23 protein-coding genes are annotated in these 26,204 nt (G+C 40.9%); 15 read left to right on the forward strand and 8 right to left on the reverse strand.

Annotated elements, in window-relative coordinates; genetic code table 11:
- Positions 1-28 precede the first annotated feature (28 nt).
- Positions 29-322: a hypothetical protein gene (locus EJN84_RS00745; protein WP_129593633.1), complete on the reverse strand. Its 294-nt coding sequence runs from the start codon at positions 320-322 to the stop codon at positions 29-31.
- A 159-nt stretch (positions 323-481) separates the two neighbouring features.
- On the opposite strand from EJN84_RS00745, the gene EJN84_RS00750 reads away from it, so the two are divergent.
- The 3 genes from EJN84_RS00750 to EJN84_RS00760 all read left to right on the forward strand — a co-directional run bounded on the left by EJN84_RS00750 (position 482) and on the right by EJN84_RS00760 (position 1,889).
- Positions 482-1,117: a DUF6266 family protein gene (locus EJN84_RS00750; protein WP_129593634.1), complete on the forward strand. Its 636-nt coding sequence runs from the start codon at positions 482-484 to the stop codon at positions 1,115-1,117.
- 71 nt (positions 1,118-1,188) lie between these two features.
- Entirely contained in the window at positions 1,189-1,482 is a 294-nt protein-coding gene (locus tag EJN84_RS00755; RefSeq protein ID WP_129593635.1) for a hypothetical protein, read from the forward strand.
- Positions 1,479-1,889, forward strand: coding sequence for a structural protein P5 (locus tag EJN84_RS00760; protein WP_129593636.1), 411 nt, complete (start codon positions 1,479-1,481; stop codon positions 1,887-1,889). Before EJN84_RS00755 ends, EJN84_RS00760 begins: the two co-directional genes overlap by 4 nt.
- A gap of 700 nt (positions 1,890-2,589) precedes the next feature.
- Here the strand turns inward: EJN84_RS00760 and recG are convergent.
- From recG to EJN84_RS00785, 4 genes are all read right to left on the reverse strand, one after another.
- The gene (gene recG / locus EJN84_RS00770) at positions 2,590-4,683 is read right to left on the reverse strand and encodes an ATP-dependent DNA helicase RecG (RefSeq protein ID WP_129593638.1); all 2,094 of its coding nucleotides are present in this window, start codon (positions 4,681-4,683) and stop codon (positions 2,590-2,592) included.
- 448 nt (positions 4,684-5,131) lie between these two features.
- On the reverse strand, positions 5,132-6,412 hold the full coding sequence (gene glyA, locus EJN84_RS00775; RefSeq protein ID WP_129593639.1) for a serine hydroxymethyltransferase: 1,281 nt from the start codon (positions 6,410-6,412) through the stop codon (positions 5,132-5,134).
- A 623-nt stretch (positions 6,413-7,035) separates the two neighbouring features.
- Positions 7,036-8,415 carry a tyrosine phenol-lyase gene (locus EJN84_RS00780; protein WP_129593640.1) on the reverse strand — a complete coding sequence of 460 codons (1,380 nt, stop codon included), beginning with the start codon at positions 8,413-8,415 and terminating at the stop codon, positions 7,036-7,038.
- Between the two features lie 135 nt (positions 8,416-8,550).
- Complete coding sequence (locus EJN84_RS00785) at positions 8,551-9,312, reverse strand: SDR family oxidoreductase (protein WP_129593641.1); 762 nt, start codon at positions 9,310-9,312, stop codon at positions 8,551-8,553.
- 107 nt (positions 9,313-9,419) lie between these two features.
- On the opposite strand from EJN84_RS00785, the gene EJN84_RS00790 reads away from it, so the two are divergent.
- The 8 genes from EJN84_RS00790 to EJN84_RS00825 all read left to right on the forward strand — a co-directional run bounded on the left by EJN84_RS00790 (position 9,420) and on the right by EJN84_RS00825 (position 17,744).
- Positions 9,420-9,653: a hypothetical protein gene (locus EJN84_RS00790; protein ID WP_129593642.1), complete on the forward strand. Its 234-nt coding sequence runs from the start codon at positions 9,420-9,422 to the stop codon at positions 9,651-9,653.
- Between the two features lie 27 nt (positions 9,654-9,680).
- Positions 9,681-10,805 carry an AI-2E family transporter gene (locus tag EJN84_RS00795; RefSeq protein ID WP_129593643.1) on the forward strand — a complete coding sequence of 375 codons (1,125 nt, stop codon included), beginning with the start codon at positions 9,681-9,683 and terminating at the stop codon, positions 10,803-10,805.
- Positions 10,780-11,952, forward strand: a complete 1,173-nt coding sequence (locus EJN84_RS00800) for an ABC transporter substrate-binding protein (protein ID WP_129593644.1) — start codon at positions 10,780-10,782, stop codon at positions 11,950-11,952. The genes EJN84_RS00795 and EJN84_RS00800 overlap by 26 nt, the downstream gene beginning before the upstream one ends.
- Positions 11,949-12,959 (forward strand): FecCD family ABC transporter permease, encoded by a 1,011-nt coding sequence (locus EJN84_RS00805; protein ID WP_129593645.1) that lies wholly within the window; start codon positions 11,949-11,951, stop codon positions 12,957-12,959. The genes EJN84_RS00800 and EJN84_RS00805 overlap by 4 nt, the downstream gene beginning before the upstream one ends.
- Positions 12,960-13,074: 115 nt before the next feature.
- Entirely contained in the window at positions 13,075-13,548 is a 474-nt protein-coding gene (locus EJN84_RS00810; protein ID WP_129593646.1) for a Dps family protein, read from the forward strand.
- Between the two features lie 159 nt (positions 13,549-13,707).
- Positions 13,708-16,269 carry an ATP-dependent Clp protease ATP-binding subunit gene (locus tag EJN84_RS00815; RefSeq protein ID WP_129593647.1) on the forward strand — a complete coding sequence of 854 codons (2,562 nt, stop codon included), beginning with the start codon at positions 13,708-13,710 and terminating at the stop codon, positions 16,267-16,269.
- Positions 16,270-16,447: 178 nt separating this feature from the next.
- A complete protein-coding gene (locus EJN84_RS00820; RefSeq protein WP_165003992.1) occupies positions 16,448-17,158 on the forward strand; it encodes a DsbA family oxidoreductase in 711 nt (236 codons plus the stop codon).
- A gap of 31 nt (positions 17,159-17,189) precedes the next feature.
- Entirely contained in the window at positions 17,190-17,744 is a 555-nt protein-coding gene (locus tag EJN84_RS00825; RefSeq protein ID WP_129593649.1) for a GNAT family N-acetyltransferase, read from the forward strand.
- 2 nt (positions 17,745-17,746) lie between these two features.
- Here EJN84_RS00825 and EJN84_RS00830 read toward each other — a convergent pair whose 3' ends face one another.
- The 3 genes from EJN84_RS00830 to EJN84_RS00840 are packed head-to-tail and all read right to left on the reverse strand — an operon-like array spanning position 17,747 to position 19,606.
- On the reverse strand, positions 17,747-18,265 hold the full coding sequence (locus EJN84_RS00830; RefSeq protein ID WP_129593650.1) for a hypothetical protein: 519 nt from the start codon (positions 18,263-18,265) through the stop codon (positions 17,747-17,749).
- Between the two features lie 15 nt (positions 18,266-18,280).
- On the reverse strand, positions 18,281-18,910 hold the full coding sequence (locus EJN84_RS00835; RefSeq protein WP_129593651.1) for a DUF4230 domain-containing protein: 630 nt from the start codon (positions 18,908-18,910) through the stop codon (positions 18,281-18,283).
- Positions 18,911-18,916: 6 nt separating this feature from the next.
- The gene (locus tag EJN84_RS00840) at positions 18,917-19,606 is read right to left on the reverse strand and encodes a hypothetical protein (protein WP_129593652.1); all 690 of its coding nucleotides are present in this window, start codon (positions 19,604-19,606) and stop codon (positions 18,917-18,919) included.
- 161 nt (positions 19,607-19,767) lie between these two features.
- Here EJN84_RS00840 and EJN84_RS00845 point away from each other — a divergent pair, with 161 nt between their 5' ends.
- From EJN84_RS00845 to EJN84_RS00860, 4 genes are all read left to right on the forward strand, one after another.
- Positions 19,768-20,334, forward strand: a complete 567-nt coding sequence (locus EJN84_RS00845; RefSeq protein WP_129593653.1) for an RNA polymerase sigma-70 factor — start codon at positions 19,768-19,770, stop codon at positions 20,332-20,334.
- A 79-nt stretch (positions 20,335-20,413) separates the two neighbouring features.
- A complete protein-coding gene (locus EJN84_RS00850; RefSeq protein WP_129593654.1) occupies positions 20,414-21,532 on the forward strand; it encodes a Gfo/Idh/MocA family protein in 1,119 nt (372 codons plus the stop codon).
- Between the two features lie 128 nt (positions 21,533-21,660).
- Entirely contained in the window at positions 21,661-22,578 is a 918-nt protein-coding gene (locus tag EJN84_RS00855; RefSeq protein WP_129593655.1) for a FecR family protein, read from the forward strand.
- A 144-nt stretch (positions 22,579-22,722) separates the two neighbouring features.
- A complete protein-coding gene (locus EJN84_RS00860) occupies positions 22,723-26,193 on the forward strand; it encodes a SusC/RagA family TonB-linked outer membrane protein (RefSeq protein WP_129593656.1) in 3,471 nt (1,156 codons plus the stop codon).
- Positions 26,194-26,204: the final 11 nt, after the last annotated feature.

Consider the following 26,204-nt stretch of genomic DNA (forward strand, 5'->3'; position numbering starts at 1 on the left):
CACCCACCCCTAAATTCAGTTGATTTCTTCATTTTATTTGCGTTACCACGCAGGTTATTGAAATACAGCCAAAGAGCGACAAAAAAATGTTCACAAAGATAACAGCAAGAAAATAAGTCTGTAAAGGTCGAGCCCTCCGGGTTTTAATATCAAAAAATGCCAAAACTCCACCCTGCGGGTAGTTTTTATCATTTTTTAATACTAAAAACCTTGACAGCCTCAACGCTCCGTTTCTCTCCGCTTTTTCTTGCAGTAATAGGATGTTTACATTTTCTTTTTCCTTTTCTTGTTTTTTGTGCAAAGAGTAATGATTGTTTTCCATTGTCATAAAGCAACATAGCGCAATCGAAAGCACAAGAGACCAATAATAAGGTAGATATTAATCGGAAATGTATTTTTGTTATCGGAAGCGGACAGGGCTATACCAAAGCCGTACCAAGTCCAAGCAAAATCAAGTTCAACAAATTAAATTCTTATCAAAATGGGAACAATTAAACAAGGTATTTTAGGCGGCTTTTCCGGTAAGGTTGGGACAGTCGTAGGCGCGAGTTGGAAAGGCATTAGCTATATGCGTTCCTTACCGCAGAAAGTCAAAAATCCCCGCACAGACGGACAAATGAGCCAACGCACCAAGTTTGCACTTACACTCGGTGTACTCAAACCAATGACGGCACTTTTGCGTACAGGTTGGAAACTCTTCGCTAACAAGCAAACGCCGTTCAACGCGGCAATGTCGTACACGTTAGCAAATGCTATCACAGGAGCATATCCCGATTATGAGATTGATCCCGCCAAAGTGTTGGTTTCTCGCGGTGCATTAACCACCGCAGCCAATGCAAGTGTAAAATCCGAAAATGGAAACATTATTTTCAGTTGGGACGACAACAGCGGCGTAAACTCTGCCAAACAAACCGACAAAGCATTGATTGCAGTACTCAATCCCGCCAAAGGCGAAGCAATAACCGACACCGCAGGCGCAGAACGCTCGGAAGGAACACAAACTCTCGCACTTCCTGCTGATTGGGCGGACGACGAATTGCATACTTATTTGGGATTTATCTCCGAAGACGGCAAAGAGATTGCCAGCAGCGTGTATTTGGGTGTTGTTTCATTGTAATTCAAACGATTTTCTTACAAATCCCGCCAAGTGCGGGATTTTTTATTCACTCATTCAAATATCAAAATAGTATGGAATTTCTAAATTATATTTTACCTTTTTCGGTATCGTTAATCACGTTAATTGTCGGTTGGATGGGCGGCAGACGCAAATCCGCTGCCGAAGTCGAAATCATAAAATCCGACCACGCCGAAAAATTATTGCAGTTGAACGACCAATATCTGATTGCCCCGCTCACGAAAAGGATCGATATTTTGAGCCATAAAATACAGCGATTAGAGCAGGCAATAAGCCGAATTTCAGATTGTAACGAAAAAGAGAATTGTCCCGTAAAAAGCGAATTAAAAAAACAGAAAAAATTATGACACCAAGGGGATTACGCAACAATAATCCTTTAAATATTCGGCACAATGTCGATGTTTTCCAAGGAGAAATCAAAGGGAATGATAAATCATTCAAAACCTTTTCCACAATGCCTTACGGCTATCGAGCTGCGTTTGTTACGCTTGCAACCTATCTTTCAAGAAATTTGAACACAATCGAAAAAATCATATCACGATGGGCACCGCCAAGCGAAAATAACACACAGTCGTATATTACAACAGTAGTAAAATTTTCGGGCATTCCGAAAGATAAGATTTTAACCGCTTCTGATGGTGCAGACTACATTCTGATTGTTGCCGCAATGAGTTTTGTCGAAAACGGACAGAACGCCGATATAAACCAAATCAAAGCGGGTTTTGCCTTGCAAAATAAAATTACAATGCAATGAAAAAGGCAAGAATTTTCATAACTTTATTGCTTTGCGTTTGCAGTTCCTGCAAAACACCGCAATATATTCCTGTTGAAACAGTAAAAACAGAATATCGGGACAAAATTGTTCGCGATTCTGTTTTCAGATACGATTCTGTTTTTGTAAAAGACCAAGGCGACACAATATTTTTAGAGAGATACCGGTACTTATACAGGGATAAAATCATAAGAGATTCAATTTTCAAAATCGATACAATCCGTGTTCCCTATCCGGTAGAAGTAATCAATCAAGTCAAAGCACCATTAACAAGTTGGCAAAATTTTCAAGTATGGTGCGGGCGGATTTTGCTTGCAATCGCCTTATTGGTTGGGTTGTACTTCGTACTTCGATTGAAAAAAATCTTATCTTAAAAAGCCGCTTGCAGCGGCTTTTTTCGTGCATTTGCTTGCGCCAAGCACGCATAAATAACAATTAAAACGGCATTAAAACGCCGTTTTTTTTATTACTCCTTGTCTGTACTCACTCTTGTAGTTTCTTATAACAAAAAAGTCATATCTTTGTATAGTGCAATAGATACTTATATTTATTTCTTTATACAAATAAAATATTTGTACCGCTTTTGTACCACTAAGTAAATAGAATACTAATAATCAATTAAGTATATTTTTTGTATAGGAAAATAGTTTATTAAAAAACTGTCAGGAAGGCTTGATTACTCTCACCCAATCCTTCCCCAATCGTAACGATTGCCGGACAGACGACTCAGTTGCTGACGGAGAATCTGATGATCCGGTGCTTCGAGTTTGGGGTCGTGTTGGATAATTTTTTCGGCTATTTCGCGTGCACGATACAGGATGGAACTGTCACGCACCAAATCGGCAATTTTCAGGCTGAAGGGAATGCCGCTCTGCTGCGTGCCTTCCAAATCGCCGGGGCCGCGCAATTTGAGATCGGCTTCGGCGATGACGAAACCGTCGTTGCTCTCGGTCATGATTTCCATCCGCTTACGCGTATCGGCCGACAACTCATAGGGAGTGATGAGAATGCAGTACGACTGATCGGCACCGCGCCCTACCCTGCCACGCAACTGATGTAGCTGCGACAAACCAAAACGTTGCGCACTTTCGATAACCATCACCGAAGCATTCGGCACATTCACCCCTACTTCGATAACCGTTGTCGAAACCATGATTTGAACTTCGTTGGCAACAAAACGACGCATCACTTCATCCTTTTCGGCAGGCTTCATTCTGCCATGCATTTTGCAAACGGTAAACTCGGGAAAAACCTGACAAATGTGTTCGTAACCTTCTTCCAGATTTTTTAAATCAAGCTTCTCACTTTCTTCTATCAACGGATAAACAATATATATCTGCCTACCCGATTGAATTTGTTGACGGATAAACTGATAGAGTTGGCCTCTATTTTTATCGAACCGATGAAGCGTTTTCACCGGTTTGCGACCGGGTGGAAGCTCGTCGATGATGGAAACATCCAGGTCGCCGTAAACCGTCATTGCAAGGGTTCGCGGAATAGGCGTAGCAGTCATCACAAGCACATGAGGCGGATGTTCGTTTTTGGTCCACAATTTGGCACGCTGCGCTACCCCAAACCGATGCTGCTCGTCAATAACCACAAAACCCAGATTGCGAAACTGCACCACATCTTCTATCAATGCATGTGTTCCGATCAGAATATCGATATCACCCGACAGCAAATCGGCGTGAATTTTTTCCCGTTCCTTCGGTCTGGTGGATCCGGTAAGCAATGCCACCTTCACATCCATATCGGCCAGAAGTTGAGAAAACGTTCCGAAATGCTGCAAAGCCAGAATTTCGGTGGGAGCCATCAAACATGCCTGAAATCCGTTATCAATTGCAATCAACATGCACAGAAGTGCCACCAGCGTTTTACCACTTCCAACATCGCCCTGCAGCAAACGATTCATCTGCTTTCCCGTAGCCGTATCCTTGCGAATTTCCTTAATCACCTTTTTTTGGGCATTCGTCAGCGGGAAAGGGAGATGTTTTTCGTAAAAAGTATTAAAATGTTTTCCCACTTTTCTGAAAACAAATCTATTAAGCTTCGCCTTGCGGTCGGCGGCATAGCGCACAATATTCAGCTGGATATAAAACAGCTCCTCGAATTTGAGGCGGTATTCGGCATCGCGCAGAAGAACGGGATTTTTGGGGAAATGTATATTTTCTATCGCATCGTGATAAGGCATCAGATGAGCCGCTTGCAAAACATCAGGCGAAAGCGTTTCGGGAAGGCGATCGTGAATCATCGCAAAGGCATTTCCCATGATTTGGTGAATCGCTTTTGAATGGAGAAAATGATTCTTCATTTTCTCCGTCGTGTTGTACATGGCCATCAAACCTTCGGGGCGATCGGCTTCACTCAGGTAAGGATCAATTTCGGGATGAGCGATGTTCCATCGATTGTTGAACAAGGTCGGTTTGCCAAAAACAATATATTCCTGATTGAGTTTGTATTTGTTTTCGATATATTTCAACCCCTGAAACCACACCAAATCGATGAATCCGGTTCCATCGGTGAAATGGGCAACTAATCGTTTTTTTCGGCCTTCACCGAAGGTCTCGAACGACATGATTTTTCCCTTCAACTGAATAAAAGGCATGCTGCCGTCGATTTCGTGCACATAGTACATCCGACTGCGATCAACATAGCGATAGGGATACCAGCGCAACAAATCGCCAAGTGTGAACACATCAATTTCCTTATTCAGTATTTCGGCTTTTTTGGGGCCGACACCGGGAACAAATTTTATGTCGGTTTGAAGAATGTCCATTTTTTCTTTTGTTGCACAGAGTAACGCCGAGGATCACGGAGAACACAGAGAGCTTAAAATTCAAAGGTAATTATATTGTAATCCATTAAAATTCATTGCATATTTGACCTAAAGATACAAAGATTTTATTTTAGTTCGTGAAATCAGCTTACCAATCTCATGTCTCTGCGAACTCAGTGCTTTCTCTTTGATCTTCGTGCACTAAAATTCGGTTTGAAGAATGTCCATTACATCATAAGTTCCACAGAGTATCACTGAGGGTCACAAAGAATCACAGAGATAAGAAAATATTTTCTGCAATTCCGTCACTAAAAAATATTCGTTTTAAAAATTAATCAACCTTTAAGTTAGATACAAATATATCTACTTTGCAGAAAAAACACAAGGAGCACAAAGTTTTCCTCTGTGCCCCTCTGTGTATCTCTCTATAAATCATCGTTTATCAGCACTACCACGCAAACAAGGGATATTGTTTCATCGTGGCATTCACTTTCTCGCGAACGGATGCGATCGTTTTTTCGTTTTCCACGTCCGAAAGTACCGTATCGATCATTTCCACGATTTCGCCCATGAAATCTTCTTTCAAACCGCGCGTGGTGATGGCAGGCGTACCGAAGCGCAATCCCGAGGTTTGGAACGGACTGCGACTGTCGAACGGAACCATGTTTTTGTTGGTTGTAATATCGGCCGAAACCAATGCTTTTTCGGCAACTTTCCCCGTGAGATCCGGAAATTTTGTACGAAGATCCACCAAAATGCAATGATTATCCGTTCCCCCCGATACCACATTATATCCTTTATCCATAAATGCCTGAGCCATAATGGCCGCATTTTTTTTCACCTGCTTCTGATAGGTTTTAAATGAATCGTCGAGTGCTTCACCAAAAGCAACGGCTTTGGATGCAATCACATGCTCGAGCGGTCCGCCCTGCATTCCGGGAAAAACAGCCGAATCGAGAATGGCCGACATCATCTTTTTTTCGCCTTTGGGCGTTTTCAATCCCCACGGATTTTCGAAATCTTTTCCCATCAGAATGATTCCGCCACGTGGACCGCGCAACGTTTTGTGAGTAGTTGAGGTAACGACGTGTGCATGTTTCAACGGATTTTCGAGTAATCCGGCAGCAATTAATCCGGCCGGATGTGCCATATCCACCATGAAAATAGCTCCGATTTCATCGGCAACCTTGCGAATGCGTGCATAGTCCCATTCACGAGTATAGGCCGAAGCACCGGCAATAATCAATTTGGGACGTTCGGCACGTGCAACGCTTTCGAGTTGGTCGTAATCGACCTGCTGATTGTCTTCGCGAACATTGTATTCGAGCGCGCGAAACATGATTCCCGAAAAGTTGACCGGCGAGCCGTGCGACAAGTGTCCACCGTGCGAAAGATTCAGCCCCAAAAATTTATCGCCGGCCTTGAGGCAAGCCAAAAAAACCGCCGCATTAGCCTGAGCGCCCGAATGCGGTTGCACGTTCACCCATTCGGCATCGAAAAGTTTTTTGAGACGATCGATGGCCAGTTGTTCACTCATATCCACAACCTCACAGCCACCATAGTAACGTTTTCCGGGATAACCTTCGGCATATTTGTTCGTCAAAACCGAACCCATAGCTTCGAGTACCTGATCGCTGACAAAGTTTTCCGATGCAATTAGCTCAATTCCTTTCAATTGACGTTGCTTTTCTTTTTCGATAATCTCGAAAAGTTGAGAATCTCTTTTCATTTGAACTTGATTATTGTGATTGAAAATTACCTATCGTTTTCGATTCAAAAAAAGGAAATCGATTAATTGTGGTTTGTACAAATAAATCGTCAAAACACAATTTGAAAAATTAAAACATTGACAGATAGCAGTATGTGCTCATAATCGAATCGTTCCCAATCTGCATGAATCAGACTGCAAATGTACAGAAAGTTTTATTTAAATTTGCAGTTATCTTCACCAAATGCAATAATCCAAACCAATGATACACTTTTCATCTTGTTTGCAGAAAAAGCCTGAATAGAATTTTCATTGTTACGACAGTACGTTCATTTTGAATGTTGGCTTTCAATTCGCAAAAACGACTTCGCCTGATTGTCCGGATCAGTTAAAAAGCAGTACTAAATTCCGGATATACATCGAGTGAAAAATTGGACATAGTTAACATTACGTAACGATTGATTGTTTTTTCGAACATACAAATTAATACGACGTTGGTACGGACTTGGTATGGACTTAATACGACGAAAACCCTACAAGACCGTATCACAAAATCATTGATATATGTTTGCATATTTAAACAATATATAACTAAATATGAGAATAATGCAAAACTATAAAATGATGGGAGTGAACCCGAAAATTTAAATTTCTTCGAAACGAGCCGTGAAGAAACGCAACTGTTTGGGTTCATAAACAAAACGCAGTCCGCGGATCTGATCTCTTTTGCGGAACAAATTGACGACGGCTTCGGCAACAACATCCATATGACGATAAGTGTAAACCCTGCGAGGAATAGTCAGGCGAACCGTTTCGAGTTTGGGATAATGATTCTCGCCTGTTTTTGGATCGCGTCCTGCAGAAACGATCCCCCTTTCCATACTGCGAACCCCTGATTCGAGATAAAGATTAGCTGCCAGACTTTGTGCGGGAAACTGTTCCTGATTGAGATGCGGGCAAAAACGACGAGCATCGAGAAAAACTGCATGCCCACCCACCGGTTCGATAATCGGAATGCCTGCTTGTTTGAGATTTTCGCCCAGATAACGCACTTGAAGCACACGATGACGTATATAATCGAACTGCATCGATTCGCGCAGACCGATAGCCATTGCTTCCATATCGCGGCCCGCCATGCCGCCATAAGACGGCATACCTTCGTATGCAACTACCAATTCCTTGGCCTGCTCAAACAATTCGTCGTCGTTCATGCAAAGAAAACCACCGATGTTCACCAGGCAATCTTTTTTACCACTCATCGTGCAACCGTCGGCGTAACTGAACATCTCGTGCACAATTTCGGCAATAGTTTTGTCGGCATATCCTTTTTCCTGCTCCTTGATGAAAAAAGCATTTTCGACACAGCGTGTTGCATCGAAAAATATGTCGATGCCATATTGACGAGCAAGTTTGTGCACCTCACGCATATTTTTCATCGATACAGGTTGGCCTCCGGCCATATTTACGGTAACGGCAAGACAAATGTACGCAATATTTTCGGCGCCATGTTCGTCGATCAACCGTTGCAGTTTAGCCAGATCGATATCGCCCTTGAAAGGTACGTTCAGTTGTGCATCATGCGCTTCATCGCGAATTACATCCACAAAAATCCCTCCATTTCGTTCCTGATGATAACGCGTGGTAGTGAAATACATGTTTCCGGGAACATACTGACCCGGCTTGATGTGAATTTGCGAGAGCAAATTCTCTGCGCCACGTCCTTGATGAGTAGGCACAATATGCTTGAAACCAAAAAGTTCCTGTACTGTTTCCTGCAGATGAAAAAAGTTGCGACTGCCAGCATAAGCTTCGTCACCCATCATAATGCCGGCCCATTGACGATCGCTCATGGCATTAGTGCCACTATCGGTTAACAAATCGATATAAACATCTTCCGAATTGATAAGAAAAGTGTTGTAACCTGCATCTCTGATGATTTGTGCACGCTCGTCACGCGTATTCATTTTTACCGTCTCTACAGCTTTGATGCGAAAAGGTTCGGCAGGAAAATTGTCGTAATTCATAATAGCATTATTTAAGAAAATTGGTTTATTTTTCCTTACAAATGTATAGCATTACGACCAAATATCAAAGAATAATGACAATATTTTTATCAAAATATCAATTTAAGGCATAAATGAAAAACCGTAACGCAAGAATTACCGGTTTTCCTTATGAAACAGTGTTCCATTGGCCTGAGCAGTAGGCATCACAATCATATCGTTGATATTGACGTGTGGCGGACGCGAGACACAAAACCAAATGCACTCTGCGATATCTTCGGCAACCAGATTTTCGAAGCCATCATACACCTGATCGGCACGTTGTTGGTCGCCGTGAAAACGCACAAGCGAAAATTCCGTTTCCACTGCTCCCGGACAAATTTGAGTCACCCTTATATTATAGGGCAACATATCTATACGCATGGCTTTGGAGATAGCATCCACCGCATGTTTACTCGCACAGTAAACATTGCCATTGGGATATACTTCTTTACCTGCAATGGAGCCAATGTTGATGATTTGTCCCTGTTTGCGATCGATCATTCCGGGCGCAATTGCCCGCGTAACGTAAAGCATTCCCTTTACATTGGTATCAATCATACGTTCCCAATCGTCGATATCGCCTTCCTGTATAGGCGACAAACCGGCAGCCAACCCGGCATTATTGATCAAAACATCTACATCCCTCCATTCGGAAGGCAAATGACCTAAATATATTTCGACTTCGTGCCTGTCGCGAACATCAAAAGCCAAAGGAAATACCCGTATGGAGGTTGATCGAAGTTTGTCGGCAAGCAATTCGAGACGATCAGAACGGCGTCCGGTGATAATAACATTCCATCCTTCATTTGCAAATTTCATGGCGGTGGCTTCCCCTATTCCGGAAGTAGCACCGGTAATCAATGCTATTTTGTTCATAGATTATTGAATTTAAATCGAACCAAAAGTACCCAAAAAAAAGCTGAAAACATCAAAAGTAGCAAGAAAAAAAGTAATTTTACAACCGAATATTAACTTCAGACACTATGAAACCTGACTTTGTAACTGTCAAAACCTTCAACTTTCCGTCAGAAGTGGCGGTAGTACAATCTTACATGGATATGCGAGGAATCGAAACCTATCTAAAAAATATGACATCGAATCGATTAGCTTATACTTTAGGCGACATTGAGATGCAAGTAAAAAGCGAAGATGCCGAGATCGCAAAACAAGCCCTGATTGAAGGGGGATTTGCAAAACCGGAAGACTTTGAAGAATAAACAGACAATGAATATTAATTGAAAAATATGGAACAACAGTCGATTGAACAGTCTATAAATAAAAAGCAACGCTACACGTTGATAGGATTGATTGTAGTGTTGGGTTTGATTCTTTTTAACCAAACGCGCCCCTACATGAGCGGCCTTTTAGGCGCATTCACACTCTATGTGCTACTGAACAGGCAGATGGTTTTTTTGAGCGAAAAACTAAAATTTGGAAAAGCTTTCAGCGCAATCATACTTTTATTGGAAGCATTTCTCTTTTTTCTGTTGCCACTCACAGGCGTAGCATTGTTGGTAATAGATACGCTTTCGGGCATACATATTGACCCTCAGCTGATTTTGGAACAAACAACAGGGTTCATAAACAAAATAGAAAGTCGATTGCATATCGAAATTTTTACACCCCAAAACCTATCCATGCTTCCCAAACTGGGAAGCAATTTGATACAAATCCTCGGATCGAGTGTTTATTCACTTTCCATCAACGCAATCGTTATTATTTTTGTGCTTTACTTCATGCTTTACAACTATCAATCGTTCGGGAAAATTATTCGCGAAATAATTCCGTTCAATGAGGAAAACAAGCAAATTCTTGCCGAAGAAACCCGATCGATTATCAAAGCAAATGCGATTGGGATACCGCTTTTGGCAGTCATTCAAGGCCTTGTGGCATATTTGGGATATGTTTTTTTCGGCACATCCAATCCTTTACTTTTCGGAATTTTTACGGCATTTGCCACCATCCTTCCGGTTGTGGGAACCACCATTGTGTGGCTTCCATTGGCCATAGTACTTTTTGTTCAAGGTAACATAGTTGGTGGAATAGGACTTGCCTTATATGGTGCGATTGCAATTAGTGGCGTGGATAATGTGATACGATTTCTACTACAAAAACAATTGGCCGATATTCACCCGCTGATCACTATTTTCGGCGTTTTCATCGGGATTCCGATGTTTGGATTTTGGGGAGTGATATTTGGCCCGTTGTTGCTTTCACTTTTCTTGCTGTTTTTCAACATGTATCGCTACGAATATATTCCCGGCTCGACTGCCGAACCCCGGGTTACAACCAAAATGAAGGTACAACAAGTTAAATTGCCTTCTGTCAAGAAAAAACAAAAAAATGAAGCGACTCCGAATAAAAAATAATGCAATAACACTGTTTTTCGGCATTTTCGTCTTTCTGATTATTGGTTGCACGGGAAAGCAAAAGTCCTCCAATTCATCATCGGAGAGTCAACCGCATTCGTTTACGGCCATTAAATATGCCAAAGGTTTTCGGATAGAACATTTTGATGGATACACACGCCTGACAATTCTCAATCCCTGGAATAATTGGACTCCGTATCAAACTTACAATCTTTACAAAACGAACGGGGATAAACTTCCATCTGAAGGAACAAATCTGAAAATTCCATTGGAATCAATTGTAGTGAACACATTCGCCTATTTTGATTTTTTAGAGCAATTAGGCCAAATTGACAAGATCACAGGTATAACCGATGGATTCAGAGTTTACAATCCTAATATTCTGCGACGAATTGCAAAAGACAGCATCGCGGATTTGGGTGATCCCTTTAAAATGAATCTCGAAAAAACGCTCGCTCTAAAACCCAATGCGATCCTTACGTCGGCTTACGCCCAACGCGATCAGTATTCGGAGCGCCTCGTCCAAGCCGGTATACCGGTTATTTACAACCTCGAATGGATGGAAAACTCGCCACTGGCTCGTGCAGAGTGGATAAAAATGATAGCCGTATTTTTCGATAAGGAAGCGGACGCAGACCGTATTTTCGACCAAATTGAAAAACGATATCTGAAAGTGAAGGAAAAGGTTGGCGGGGTTGAAAAAAAATATTCGGTTATGGCCGGCGATAATTTTCAGGGAACATGGTACGTGCCCGGCGGACGAAGTTTTAACGCCTGCCTGTTTCGTGATGCCAATCTCAATTATTATTATGAGGACGACCACAATAGTGGCAGCATTGGACTGGACATCGAAACCATCCTGACACAATTTGGAAAAGCCGATTATTGGTTTGGGTGTACGGCGGATTCGTACGAAGAGCTCAATGAAAAGGATCCAAAATACAAACTGCTAAAATCGGTAAAGGATAAGCACGTTTTCAACAACAAAAACAGGGTAACACCCTCGGGAGGCAACGATTTTTTTGAAAGCGCCATAGCCAATCCCGATTTGATTCTTTCGGACTTCATCAAAGCAGTTTATCCCGCGCTTCTGCCACAATACCATTTCACTTACATCAAACCCCTCAAAACGGATAATGCTTTGTGAAACGAAATGCCATACTTTTTTCAATTCTCGTAATCCTGCTCTTAACAGCTTTTTTTTGCGATCTTTTCGTGGGAAATGCTCACATATCGATACGCGAAACATGGGCTGCACTTTGGGGAAGCTCGGGCGATACCATCACCGACGAGATCGTGCGGAACTATCGAATGCCTAAAGCACTGACATCGATTCTTGCCGGAGCATCTTTATCAGTGGCCGGCTTGCTTATGCAGACATTGTTTAGAAATCCACTTGCCGGTCCCGATGTATTGGGAGTCAGCGCCGGTGCCGGATTGGGTGTGGCTTTACTGACCATGCTGAACGGTTCTTTTCTTTATCCGATAATTTCTACGCTTGGGAGCATGGCTCAGGTGATTGCAGCTATCGCAGGAGCGGCACTCACACTTCTGCTCATTTTGTTCGTCTCTTCTCGAATCAATGATTCGATCACCATCTTGGTGTTAGGTATGATTTTCGGATACGTTGCAAGTGCAGCGGTCACCATCTTGCAAAGTTTTGCAGATCCCGATTCGTTGAAAGTATTCGTTACATGGACGTTTGGGAGCACGAGCAACGTCACGTGGAACAAAATGCCTATCATGGCAGGGATTGTGATCATCGGAATATTGTCTTCTTTTTTTCTACAAAAAAATCTTAACAGTCTGCTTTTAGGCGAACATTATGCCTCGACTGTTGGTTTAAATATAAAATCGATACGCATTGTGCTTATCACAATAACGGCACTCGTAACAGGCACCATTACTGCATTCGCAGGGCCAATCGCGTTTGTTGGTGTCGTAATTCCACATTTTGCCAGAGCTCTTTTCGGTACTGTCAATCATAGAATCGTGATTCCTGCAACACTCCTGTCCGGAGGCATTTTGATGATCATCTGTGACATCATATCACAGGTGCCTATATCGAATCGAACGCTTCCGATCAATGCGGTTACAGCATTGTTTGGAGCACCGATGATCATTTGGATTGTATTAAAACGAAAAAAACTTTAAATTCATAATATAAATATTTTCTATAATATATTCTTGGATATTTATTTTGAATATATCGAAATACTTTATATATTTGCATCAGTTATAAATATTAATAATTAAAACAAAGTGCATTATGAAAACATTAGATTACACACAGTTAGAAGCCAAAACGGCTAAAAACGTGGCAGAAGAGTTGCAAACCTTATTAGCCGATTTTCAGGTATTTTATACGAATATGCGTGGTTTTCATTGGAACGTGAAAGGGCGCGGATTTTATCAGTTGCATGAGTTGTTCGAAAAAATGTACGACGACGCAGCCGAAAAAATAGATGAGATTGCAGAACGAATCCTCATGTTGGGAGAAGTTCCTGCACACAATTTCAGCCATTATCTGAAAGCTTCTCAGATTAAAGAAAGCGGAGTAGTAAGCGATCCTGATGAAATTGTAAAACTCATACTCGAATCATTGAAAATATTAATATCGCAAGAAAGAAAAGTTCTCGACCTGGCAGCAGAAGGCTCCGACGAAGTAACGGTAGCGATGATCAGCGATTTTTTGACGGAACAAGAAAAAAGCGTTTGGATGCTTACCTCTTATCTTGCCTAAGCAAAAAAATATCTTTAAAGGCGACTTCTTCGGGTCGCCTTTTTTTGTTTTCTGCCCATAAAATACTGTAAAATATCTGGCACTATTTTTGCATCTCTTTTATATAATAAAATTATAAGTATATTTGTAGTCGATACATGCTACGAAAGGGAATAAAAAATGGAAAATAATTTTTCACAAAGAGTCCGCGACATCATGGCTTACAGCCGTGAAGAAGCAGGGAGACTCCAAAACAATTATATCGGACCCGAACATCTAATGCTCGGCATACTTCGAAATGGAGAAGGGATGGCAATTCAGGTGCTGCAAGATTTCGACGTAGATCTTCAAGCTCTGAAAGAAAATATCGATTTGCATATTCGTCAGGTACAGGAGCCATATGAAGGTACAGGTGAACTCGTAATCAATAAGAATACGGAAAAAGCTTTAAAAATGAGCATATTGGAAGCAAGACTGACAAAAAGTGCGGAAACCGATTCGGAACACATTTTGCTTGCTCTGCTCAAAGATTCGAACACGCTCATATATACAATTTTAAAGCAATTTCACTTGGATTATGCAAGTACCTTTTTGTATATCAAGAACCTACTCGAAGATCGTCAGGGAAACGGGGAGGCAGACAGCCCCACAATGGGACCTAATTTCACGGATGACGACGACGATGACATGTCCGAAAGATCATCTTTCAATCCGGGAAGTCATGGAGGATCACCACAAGCCAAAACATCAGATACTCCCGTTCTCGACAATTTCGGTACCGACATCACACGAGCTGCAATGGAAAACCGACTCGACCCTGTGGTCGGTCGTGAAAAAGAAATCGAGCGTATCGCTCAGATTTTGAGTCGTCGCAAGAAAAACAATCCCGTCCTCATCGGCGATCCGGGAGTTGGAAAGTCGGCCATTGTTGACGGACTGGCATTGCGCATCGTACAGAAGAAGGTATCGCGCACACTGTTCGATAAACGTGTCATAGCTCTCGATATGGCATCGATAGTCGCAGGAACAAAATATCGCGGACAATTTGAGGAACGTATCAAGGCAATTTTGAACGAACTTTCGAAAAATCCCAATATCATCCTGTTCATCGACGAGATACACACCATTGTAGGTGCCGGAGGTGCGGCAGGATCTCTTGATGCCGCCAATATGCTGAAACCGGCATTAGCACGAGGCGAAATACAATGCATCGGGGCAACCACGCTGGACGAATATCGCAAGAACATCGAAAAAGACGGTGCATTGGAACGTCGTTTTCAAAAAGTAATTGTCGATCCAACCTCACCCGAGGAAACATTATTGATTTTGAAAAACATCAAGGAACGTTACGAAGAGCACCACAACGTCAGATATACCGACGCAGCACTTGAAGCTTGCGTGAAACTGACAGACAGATACATCAGCGACCGCACTTTTCCCGATAAGGCAATCGATGCGCTCGATGAAGCAGGAGCAAGAGTTCACATTTCGAATATTGTAATTCCGGAGACTATCCAGAAGTTGGAAGCCGAACTGAAAGAGGTTGAACAGCTGAAAACCGAAGCCGTCAAGGCTCAAAAATACGAATTGGCTGCCAGCTACCGCGACAAACAGCGTCAGCTGCTGCTTGCACTCGAAGCCGAGGAAGAACGTTGGCAGAAGGAAATCAAGGAAAAGCCCGAAATTGTGGACGAAGATAAGGTCGCCGAAGTGGTAGCAATGATTTCGGGAGTTCCCGTTCAGCGTATTGCACAAGCCGAAGGCGAACGCCTCATCGAAATGAAAGATGTGCTGAAATCGCAAGTCATCGGGCAGGATGAAGCGATCGACAAGGTCGTTAAAGCCATTCAACGCAACCGGGTAGGACTGAAAGATCCGAATAAACCCATCGGCACATTCATGTTCCTGGGACCAACAGGAGTAGGCAAAACCCATCTTGCCAAAAAATTGGCCGAATTTCTGTTTGATTCGCCCGAGAATCTCATTCGCATCGACATGAGCGAATATATGGAAAAATTCAACGTTTCGCGCCTCGTAGGAGCACCTCCGGGATATGTAGGATATGAAGAAGGCGGACAATTGACAGAAAAAGTAAGACGTCGTCCCTACTCCGTAGTTTTGCTCGATGAAATCGAAAAAGCACACCCTGATGTCTTCAATCTTTTACTTCAGATTTTGGACGAGGGACATATTACCGACAGCTTGGGCAGAAAAATCGACTTTAAAAACACGATTTTGATCATGACCTCCAATATCGGTACACGACAATTGAAAGATTTTGGGCGTGGAATCGGATTTAATACGGTCGCGAATGTTGCTGACGCCGAATATTCGCGAGGAATCATTCAGAAAGCCCTCAACAAGGCATTTGCCCCCGAGTTTCTGAATCGTGTGGACGACATTATCATGTTCGAGCAGCTCAGCAAAGAATCGATTTTCAAAATCATCGATTTGGAATTGAAAGGACTTTATAAAAGAATCGCCGAACTTGGTTATCAGGTTACGATTACCGAAGCTGCCAAAGAATTCCTTGCCGAAAAAGGTTATGATGTACAATTTGGAGCCCGCCCGCTCAAGCGAGCCATTCAAAAATACATCGAAGACGAAATGGCCGAAATGATACTGAGAACGAGTATCAAAGAAGGGGAAACGCTCGTAATCGATTTTGACAACGAAACCAAACAAATTACGATGAAAGTTGCCAATAATCAAATGGAGCAGCCAAGCAAGAACAAAGCCTGAAACTTTTAACAGAATCCCTCTTATCTATTAAACCGCCTGAAATTCATAAAACGGGCGGTTTAATTTTTGAGGGATCATTTAGTTTCCACAGCAAATTGCGGAAACAATAACCCGTGTAATGTTGTTAAATGAATTCACCCGGAATTAAAATTCGATAGTAAAAATGACTGAACAAAAGATGAAAGTTGAAGTATGGACGGATATTATGTGTCCTTACTGCTACATAGGCAAAAAACATTACGAAAAGGCACTTGCCCGATTCGATCATGCCGACGAAATAGAGCTTGAATGGAAAGCTTATCAACTCAACCCCGATTTGCCGGGTAATGGACATGGAATTCCGGTATCGGAATATCTGACAAATATGGGGATGTCGGAAGAAAGTTTGAAACAAATGTATAAAGGAATCGAACAGCTCGCCAACGAAGCAGGCGTCAAATTCAATCTTCCGAATGCCGTTGCAGCAAGCACTCGCGACGCTCACCGATTGATAAAATTGGCTGCTCAAAAAGGGACAGACAATATCGTTGTTACCCTGTTGGGAAAAGCTTATTTTGAAGACGGCCTCGATTATAGCGATCCCGATTTACTGATTTCGATTGGAAAAGATGCCGGTTTGGACGAAGCCGAAATTCGCCAAATGTTGGCAAGCGACGATTTTTTATACGAAATAAAACAAGATATGCAAGAAGCGGCAAATTTGGGGTTCGATACCGTTCCAACTTTTCTGATGGATCGCAGGCAGGCGATAATCGGATCTGAACCGGTAGATTTGTTTGTGAAAGTGCTCAACAAAGCATACAACAACAGGAAAAACCGTTTGGAAAAGGAAGAGCTGAGCATAACGAAAGGGCAATCGTGTTCGGCTGACGGAATGTGCGAAATTTGAAAACATCATACCCAAAAAACGTTTTTCTTTCATGGAATTTTTAAAAATAAAACCATCGGATACCATTCGGTGGAACGAAGTTTGGAAATTGTACGAAGAGAGTTTTCCCTTTGCCGAACGACGCAAAATGGAAGACCATATCCGTGCATCGGAAAACCGACAATTCTTTCCTCTTTCGGCATGGGATGAAGACCGGTTGATTGGAATTATATTTTATTGGGAATGGGATACCTATCGTTATATCGAATATCTTGCGGTTAATCCCGAAATTAGAAGTCAGGGATTCGGATCGCAAATACTTCGATCGATTTGTGATTCGGGGCACACCATTATTCTCGAAATCGATCCACTCGTAAACGATTTGTCGGTACGCCGCCTGCAATTTTATGAAAGAGCCGGATTTACGCTTACGCCTTATCGATTCGTGCATTTGCCTTACCGATTAGAAGCGGAGCCTCAGGAGCTACTTATCTTGAGTTACCCTAAAATGATTACCAAAGAACAACACGAGGAATTCGTACATTTCTTGGAAACGACCATTATTCGCTATTGCGAAGGACATCGATTGAGCCTTCCCAACGAGTGAAATCAATCCGCAAAAAGCGAGCGCAAACTCGCAAGAGTCGATTCCATCACTTTTTCGGTTAGCAAGGAACTGCTTGAAACAGGATATACGACGATTTGAACAGTCAAATCGTCGTTCATTTTTACGTATCCGCCAATACCCCAAGCCATCATCCGCGAATCAGTTCTAAATTTAAGAACATGATTTTTCCGGTCGGAAAAGGAAACGATCCAACGACGATCGATACGCTGCAAGACATCATCGAATGGATGACTGCTGCGTGGATTGATACGAAACACGGCTTCTCTCTGTCCTTTAAACCGAGGAGGATTTAGATCGTCGGATTCCATATAATCGAGCTTTTTATAAAATATTGCCGTTATAAATGCAGGTGGAAGCGCACAAAAAAGAAGAAATCCACCCGTCAGCATCCATCCATTTACACTTTCACCCAAAATCGGCAAAATTATCACCGAAAAAGGGAAATAAATGAGAGACAATATCGCAATCCAATAAATCAACAGTTGTGTTGTGAATTTCATTGTTCCAAATATTTATCAATGAAGTTCCGGCAAAGCAATTTCTTCGGTAACTTCTATTTTTTCAAAACCCAGTCCTTGTAATAAAGCACTAATTGCAAGTTTTGCCTGTTCATTAGCTTCCTTAAGTATTCCCTGTTTGAGAGCATCGTCAATCATCGTATTTTTTTCTTTTTTCAAAGCTTCATTGTAATCCGTGATTTTGATCGGATTAAAAGCATTTTGACTTTCGTCGTACACTTTTACCGAATTTTCGTCGATAACCGTATCCAAAATTTTAGCTTTCGGAACCGATACATGCACACTTCGGTTATCGACATCAACTTTGATTCGACTAAAATCGACCCCTGCTTTAACATAACCGCCATATTTAATCAAAAAAGATTTTTCGGTAAGCGGAACATTGATATTGAGTATTTTGTAGTAATCCTTGTAACTGATAACGCCCGTGTAGTTGTATTTGACGAGTGACAACTCTTGCAAATAAACAATTTTGCTTAAAACCATATCACTCGTATATTCCTCAGTCTTTGTAGATTTTGATTGGTTTATTATCAGCAAAACCAAAAGAATGATAGTTGTACCGATAAAAAAAACAGTCAGATAATTGATTTTTGGCCTGCACCCATTATTTAACGGATTTTTCATTTCAGTTTACTTATTTCTTTTCTTGTAATAGACCCACGATACAACTATTATGGCCAACACAAGGAGAACTGTTAAAATATATTTCCAATAATTGACAACAAATTTGACGATGAGATAGATCAAAATTAAAACCAATATAACCGCAAGTGTTTTCCACACGATGGAAAAAATCTTCTGTTGCTTTTGTTTTTTCAGTTTTCTATCGTCGGGTACCTCCTCTTCGTTTAATGTCGCATAAACGATTTCTTCATCAGCATCCACGTAACCGGCATGCACCGAATAATGATGTCCGGCATCATTTTCCGATATGAATGAAGCGTCATTTGCATGTGCGTCGGTGTTTTTTTGGGAATCGGGCTCGTCAACATTTTCACCTGAAAGATCCATATCGACAGGTTGTCCGGAATTTTCCACATCTGCCTGTATGGACAACGGATGAGATGAAGAGGCCGAGAGAGTGGATTTGTTAATGATGAAATCGACACGACGCGAAGCGCGCGAAGTATCAAAATCGTTCGTACGAACCATTTCCAAAAGCTCATCCTCAATTTCGGGATACTTGACCATTAGAGATTTGCATGCTTCTGCAAAATCGCTAAATCGCCGTATCCTACTCAGATTCTGCTTCATCGTTTCGTCATCTTGCGAAGTGGTCTCAAGAATCTTGTCCGCAATTGCCAATTTTATACGTTCCATCGGGTGATAATATTTTTAGGTTTCACAAAAATAATCATTCCATAATGACAAAAGAAGTTTTAACTAAAATTTATGATGCCGAAAATAGATATTTCTGTTAAAATACTAATTTACATGTAAAATAATCTTTACATTTGTAGCGATATTTAGGGAGTATAAAAATGAATTCGCATTCTGACATAAAACAATTTAACGAATTATTCAACGAATACTACGAACGAATCGTACGATTTGCCAAGAGTTATGTACGAGATCTTGCCGTTGCCGAGGATTTCGCTTCGGAAGCTTTTGCTGCTTTTTGGGAAAATCGAGCCATTCTTTCGGACGAAACAAATCCACGGGCTTATATTCTGACCATTGTAAAGAACAAATGCATTAATTATCTGAAACATGAGCAAATACGTTTAAAGGCAGAAAGAGAACTCAACGACCACTCAGAGTGGGTATTCACAACAAATCTGAACACGTTGGAAGCGTGCGATCCCGATTTCATTTTTTCAGATGAAATTCAGCATATCCTGAATGAGACACTCGAAAAAATGCCACAAAAAACCCGTCAGATTTTTTTTCTCAATCGTTTCGATGGACTATCTTATAACGAAATTGCCCTGAAAATGAATGTAAGCCAAAAAACCATCGAATATCATATTTCAAAAGCGCTCCGTGCGCTCCGATTCGCTCTGAAGGACTTTATCTGCCTGCTCCTTTTCATCCTGTTGCATCGTTAAATGATTTGATGAAAGAAATTTTCAAGTGAACATATTTTCAATCCGATTAATAGCGATTTTTATAATCAAAAAAACGATAATGAAGAATATTTTAAAAAAAGCTCTATTGTTTTGCTTTCTGACATTTATACTTTTCACTGAAATGAAGGCACAGTCAACAAATCCGAAGCCGATTCGACTGGCTATCGCAGGTGTGAGTCATGGACATATCAGCTTTATTTTGGAAAGGCCCGATAAAGGAGATTTTCAGTTAGTTGGAGTTTATGAGCCAAACACCACGATGGCATTTAGGTACGCTCAAAAATACGGATTTGATTCCAAACTAATCTATAGCGATCTTGAGAAAATGCTCGATCAGGTAAAGCCTGAAGCAGTAGTGGCTTTTGGCTCTATTTATGAACATATGGCGGTTGTCGAAGCTTGTGCACCGCGAGGGATCGATGTGATGATGGAAAAACCGCTTGCGGTCAACATCGACCATGCCAAAAGAATGGAAGAACTGGCTGAAAAATATCATATCCATTTGCTCACCGATTACGAAACATCCCGGTATCCGAGCACGGCGAAATCTTTTCAATTAGCTAATGACAGCAGCTTTATAGGAAATTTAACGAAAGTGATTATGCATGATGGCCATCAAGGACCCAAAGAAATAGGCGTCAATAAAGAGTTTTTGGAATGGCTGACCGATCCTGTACAGAATGGAGGAGGTGCTTTAATGGATTTTGGATGTTATGGAGCCAATCTTATGACTTATCTTATGAAGGGGGCCGAACCAATATCCGTAACTGCGATTGCAATGCATTACAAACCGGACATTTATCCGAAAGTAGAAGATGATGCAACCATCATTGTTACCTACCCCGAAACGGAATGTATCATACAAGCATCGTGGAATTGGCCTTTCAACCGAAAAGATATGGAAATTTACGGCAAATCGGGTTACATAAAGGCGATAAATGGGAATGAAATACGAATAAAGAAAGAAGGGATGAATGATGAAAAGGTAATTCATGTAAGTGCAAAAGATATTCAGGTTTATGAAGATCCTTTCTCTTATTTTGCAGATGTAATTCGCGGCAAGATTCAAATGCCCGATTATGGACTATATTCGTTGAAAAATAACCTGACTGTGGTTAAAATATTGGACGCAGCAAAAGAATCGGTCAAAACCGGCAAAACTATTCGATTCAAATGATAAAAGGATATTACACTGTTCTCAAAAAACTTCAATCTTTATTTCCATTAAAAATTTTTATTTTTAATTTTTGATTAGGGTATTCACATCTTCGATTGTTATTAATTATATAGGGAATAAAAAAGCGAATGAATAAAGACCTGTTATATCGTTTTTTTGATGGAACAGCAACCATCGAGGAGGAAGAATCCGTAAGAAATTGGATCGAGTCTTCAGATGATAACTATGCCGATTTTTTGCGTGAAAGAAAGATATACGACGCTTTGCTGCTATCTACGCCTTCAAAAATATCGAGACAAAGCTTCCATCAACACATAACCCCGTGGATAGTGTCCACGGTAGCGTCCATTGCACTTCTCGTTATTGCAACCGGATTGTTTTTTTATGCCGAAAGCTCGAAATCGCAACAGTATAACACCATTATCGTGCCTCCGGGTCAACGCATTAACCTGATTCTTGCCGATAACACCAACGTTTGGCTCAATGCCAATACCACGTTTCGATATCCATCAAAATTTGCCCGAAAAAATCGTGAAGTATTTTTGGATGGCGAAGCATGGTTCGACGTTAGCAAAAACAAGAAAAAACCTTTTATCGTGAAAACCGATCAAGGCGAAGTTCGCGTTACGGGAACAACTTTCAATCTCGAAGCTTATTCGGAGTATAAGAACTTTGTTACCAGCCTTTTTGAAGGAAGTGTTGACATATATCAAAACAATACCAAACTTGCTACACTCAAACCCAATCAGAAAGGGATGCTTCAAAACGATCATTATTTTATCTCTACTATCGACAATACCGACGAATACCTTTGGCGCGACGGATTGATTGCCTTCGACAACATGAAACTCGAAGACATACTTTTCGAGCTCGAAAAATATTTCGATATTCAAATCGAGATCAATACCAAAAAATTACCTCAACACCGTTATACAGGGAAATTTCGTCAGGCTGACGGCGTAGATTATGCCCTACGCGTTTTGCAAAAAAGCATCCATTTTTCTTACAACAGAGACGACGAGAAACAAATCATTTATATCAACTAATCATTCACCACTAAAATGCAATGCCTATGAAGAAACAATAGCAAAAACAAAAAAACCGGCGAGTGCTGCAACACCTGCCGGTCAGAGTAAAAAATCAACACAATTTAATTCCTAACTGTATTAATTAAAAACACTTACAAATGTATGAATAAAAACAATTCGTCGGGTAACCTTTTGATAAAAAAAATACCCATTAACCATTTTTTATTGATCATGCGAACAACCATTTTCCTGCTTTTTACCTGCGTCTTTTGTTCGATGGCCGAGTTGAGCTATACTCAAAATGCTCGCGTAACCATCAATAAACGGAATGCAACCATTAAGGAAATACTGAATGAAATCGAAAAGCAAACCGATTATCTGTTCATTTACAACGATGAAGTAAATGCCAACGAAAAAGTATCGGTGAAAGCTAAGCAAGAAGCAGTTTCGAGTGTACTAAATTCGATGCTGAAAGATAAAGACATAAAATATTCGATGGAAGGAAATCATATCATCCTCTCAACGAATAAAAATGAATCGCCTGAAAACCAGATCGAAGCAAACACCCAACAACAACAGAAAAAACGAATCTCGGGTACAGTACTTGACGAAAATGGGCAACCCATTATTGGCGCCAATATCATTGAAGTGGGCACTACCAATGGAACGGTAACCGACATGGATGGAAAATTCACTTTAGATGTTTCAGATAATGCCACTATTCGAATTTCCTATATCGGATATCTCGAACAAGAAGTGAATACATCCGGCAAAAATACCCTAAACATTACCCTAGTAGAGGATACACAAACGTTAGAGGAAGTTGTTGTTGTGGGGTATGGGACGCAAAAAAAAATTAACCTGACAGGTTCAATTTCATCCGTAAGAACAGAAAACATACAGACTGCAACCCATTCAAGTCTTGCCCAAAAACTACAAGGAAAAGTAGCTGGCTTAAATATCCGTCAAAATTCCGGACAACCGGGACAATTTGACAATAATATACAAATTCGTGGTTTTGGAAATCCATTGTATGTTATTGATGGTGTCATCAGGAATGATGCCGGGGCGTTTCAAAAATTAAATCCTGAAGATATTGAAAGTATAAGTGTACTTAAGGATGCTTCTGCAGCAATTTATGGCATCGGAGCTGCAAATGGAGTAATTATTGTTACAACAAACCAAGGTACTAAAGGCAAAACAACATTTAATTATTCAGCAGTAGTAGGAACATCTGCTATTACTGATCGTGTCAGGCAAGCGACAGCGGCTGAGTATACAATGATGCTAAACGAAGCTGCACTATATTCTAACCCAGGTAGAATTTCTTCACCTGCTTTTGAACGAGAAGAGTTACAAAAATGGCAGGACGGAACCCTTCCAGGTTATGAAGGCACTGACTGGTGGAAATTAACAATGAAGGATTTCTCAACTCAAACTCAACATAATCTATCAGCTAACGGAGGAAATGAAAATGTAACCTATTATATAGGGTTGGAATATGTTAAAGATAATGGAATGTTACAAAGCGGTGATCTGGGCTATGACCGTGCTAATTTAAGGAGTAATGTTACCGCCAACCTAACAAAAGATCTTCGTGTGCGGGTAAACATTGCTGGTTTATATGATAAAGCATATCAACCAGGGGAAAGTTTTCAACAGATTGCTAGAAATACAATTGTAACTCTACCTACAGAATATCCATATGCAAATAACAATCCGTTATATCCTGCCACCACCAACCTTGGAGTTACTCCATTGGCAGCATCGCAAAGAGAATTGACAGGTTTCAATGAGAATGAAAATAGAAATTTACAATCAAGTCTTGAGTTGAAATACACTGTTCCTTTTCTTAAAAATTTAGTTATAACAGGTCTTGGATCGTATGATCAAGGAACTTACTTAAATAAAAATCTTTATAAAGCATTTTATACATATACGTATAATGCTGAAACAGATACTTACAATCCCATCTTTCGCCGACCCGATCAGAATCTTTATAACCAGTCTACTGTTAATAACACTTATATGCTGCGTATCGGCGCAGATTATAACATAGTAATTGGGGCGGATCATGATGTCAAATTAATGCTGGTTGCTGAACAGTACAAAGGTTGGCTTCGTGGGCTGGAAGGCAGAAGATACTATGGAGATTTTTTTACAAACGATCAGCTTCGTTTTGCCAATGAAGCTAACCAAACGACCAATGGGTGGGAGGATCAAAATGCAAGGATCAGTTATATTGGAAGGTTAAATTATGCTTTTGCTCAAAAGTATCTGATTGATTTCGCATTTAACTACAACGGCTCTTATCGTTACCATCCAGACAATCGATTTGGCTTCTTCCCAGTTGTCTCCGGCGCATGGAGAATATCTGAGGAAAATTTTTTAAAAAACAATGACGTTATTTCAAATTTAAAATTACGTGCCTCCTATGGTGTATTGGGAACAGATGCGGGAAATCCTTTTCAATACTTGCCCGGTTTCACATTTGGAGGACCCAGTTTTTGGGAATTTACAAACGGAACTCAGTTAAATGGACTTCAATCTCCTGCGCTTACGAATAACTTATTATCGTGGTTAACTAATGAAACTACCGATATAGGTTTTGATCTGAGCTTATGGAATGGAAAACTAGATGTGACTTTTGATGTGTACAACAGGGAACAAAAGGGACTATTAGCTACACGGGCAGTATCTTTACCAAATACATTTGGAACAACCCTTCCACAGGAAAACCTGAATAGCAATCGTCAAACTGGTTTTGACTTGGAACTTGGACACAGGAACAACATCAACGGATTTAACTATGAAATCCGTGGGAATATGAACTGGGCCCGGACAATGATACGCCATAGAGAACGGGGCCCTTTTCAAAGCCAATACGACAGATGGTTAAGTAATGATGCACCGAACAGATGGACAAACTTTGTCCGCGGATATCAAACGGACGGTCAATTTACAAGCTTTGAAGAAATAAATAATTCTCCTCTTCAGCAATTTCAATCTATCAGAGAATTACCGGGAGACTACAGATTTAAAGACAGAAACAATGATGGGATTATTAATAATAACGATGGCGTAGTTCCTTATAAATTTGGCGCCACTCCGTTATTAAATTTTGGGTTGATGCTTAATCTTAATTGGAAAGGTTTTGATGCAGCAATACTGTTTCAGGGGGCAAGTGGATATACTGTGAGATATACTGAAACACTTGCCGAGTGGTTTTGGTTTTCAGGTAGCTTGCCAGCATATTTTATGGATAGGTGGCATCAGGCCGATCCATATGATATAAATAGTGAATGGATACCTGGGAAGTGGCCTGCTCCCAGGCCTAATGCAACCCAAACTATGCAAAAAGAGGTGGAGAGTGATTTATGGAGAAGAGACGCAACGTATGTCAGATTGAAGAATCTGGAAATCGGATATACTTTTAAACCTGAGATATTGGAACTAATAAAGGTTCAGCGTCTTCGTGTATATACAAACGCCTTTAATCTTTTAACCTGGACTAAAGATCCGTTAGTAAAAAAATTAGATCCGGAGAAAACTGCAGGCCCTGGTACAGCCACATATGGTCACAATTATCCTTTGACCAAGAATTTTAACATTGGTCTAAATGTGACATTTTAGTGAATTATTAA

The sequence above is a fragment of the Seramator thermalis genome, assembly GCF_004138125.1.
GTDB lineage: Bacteria > Bacteroidota > Bacteroidia > Bacteroidales > Dysgonomonadaceae > Seramator > Seramator thermalis.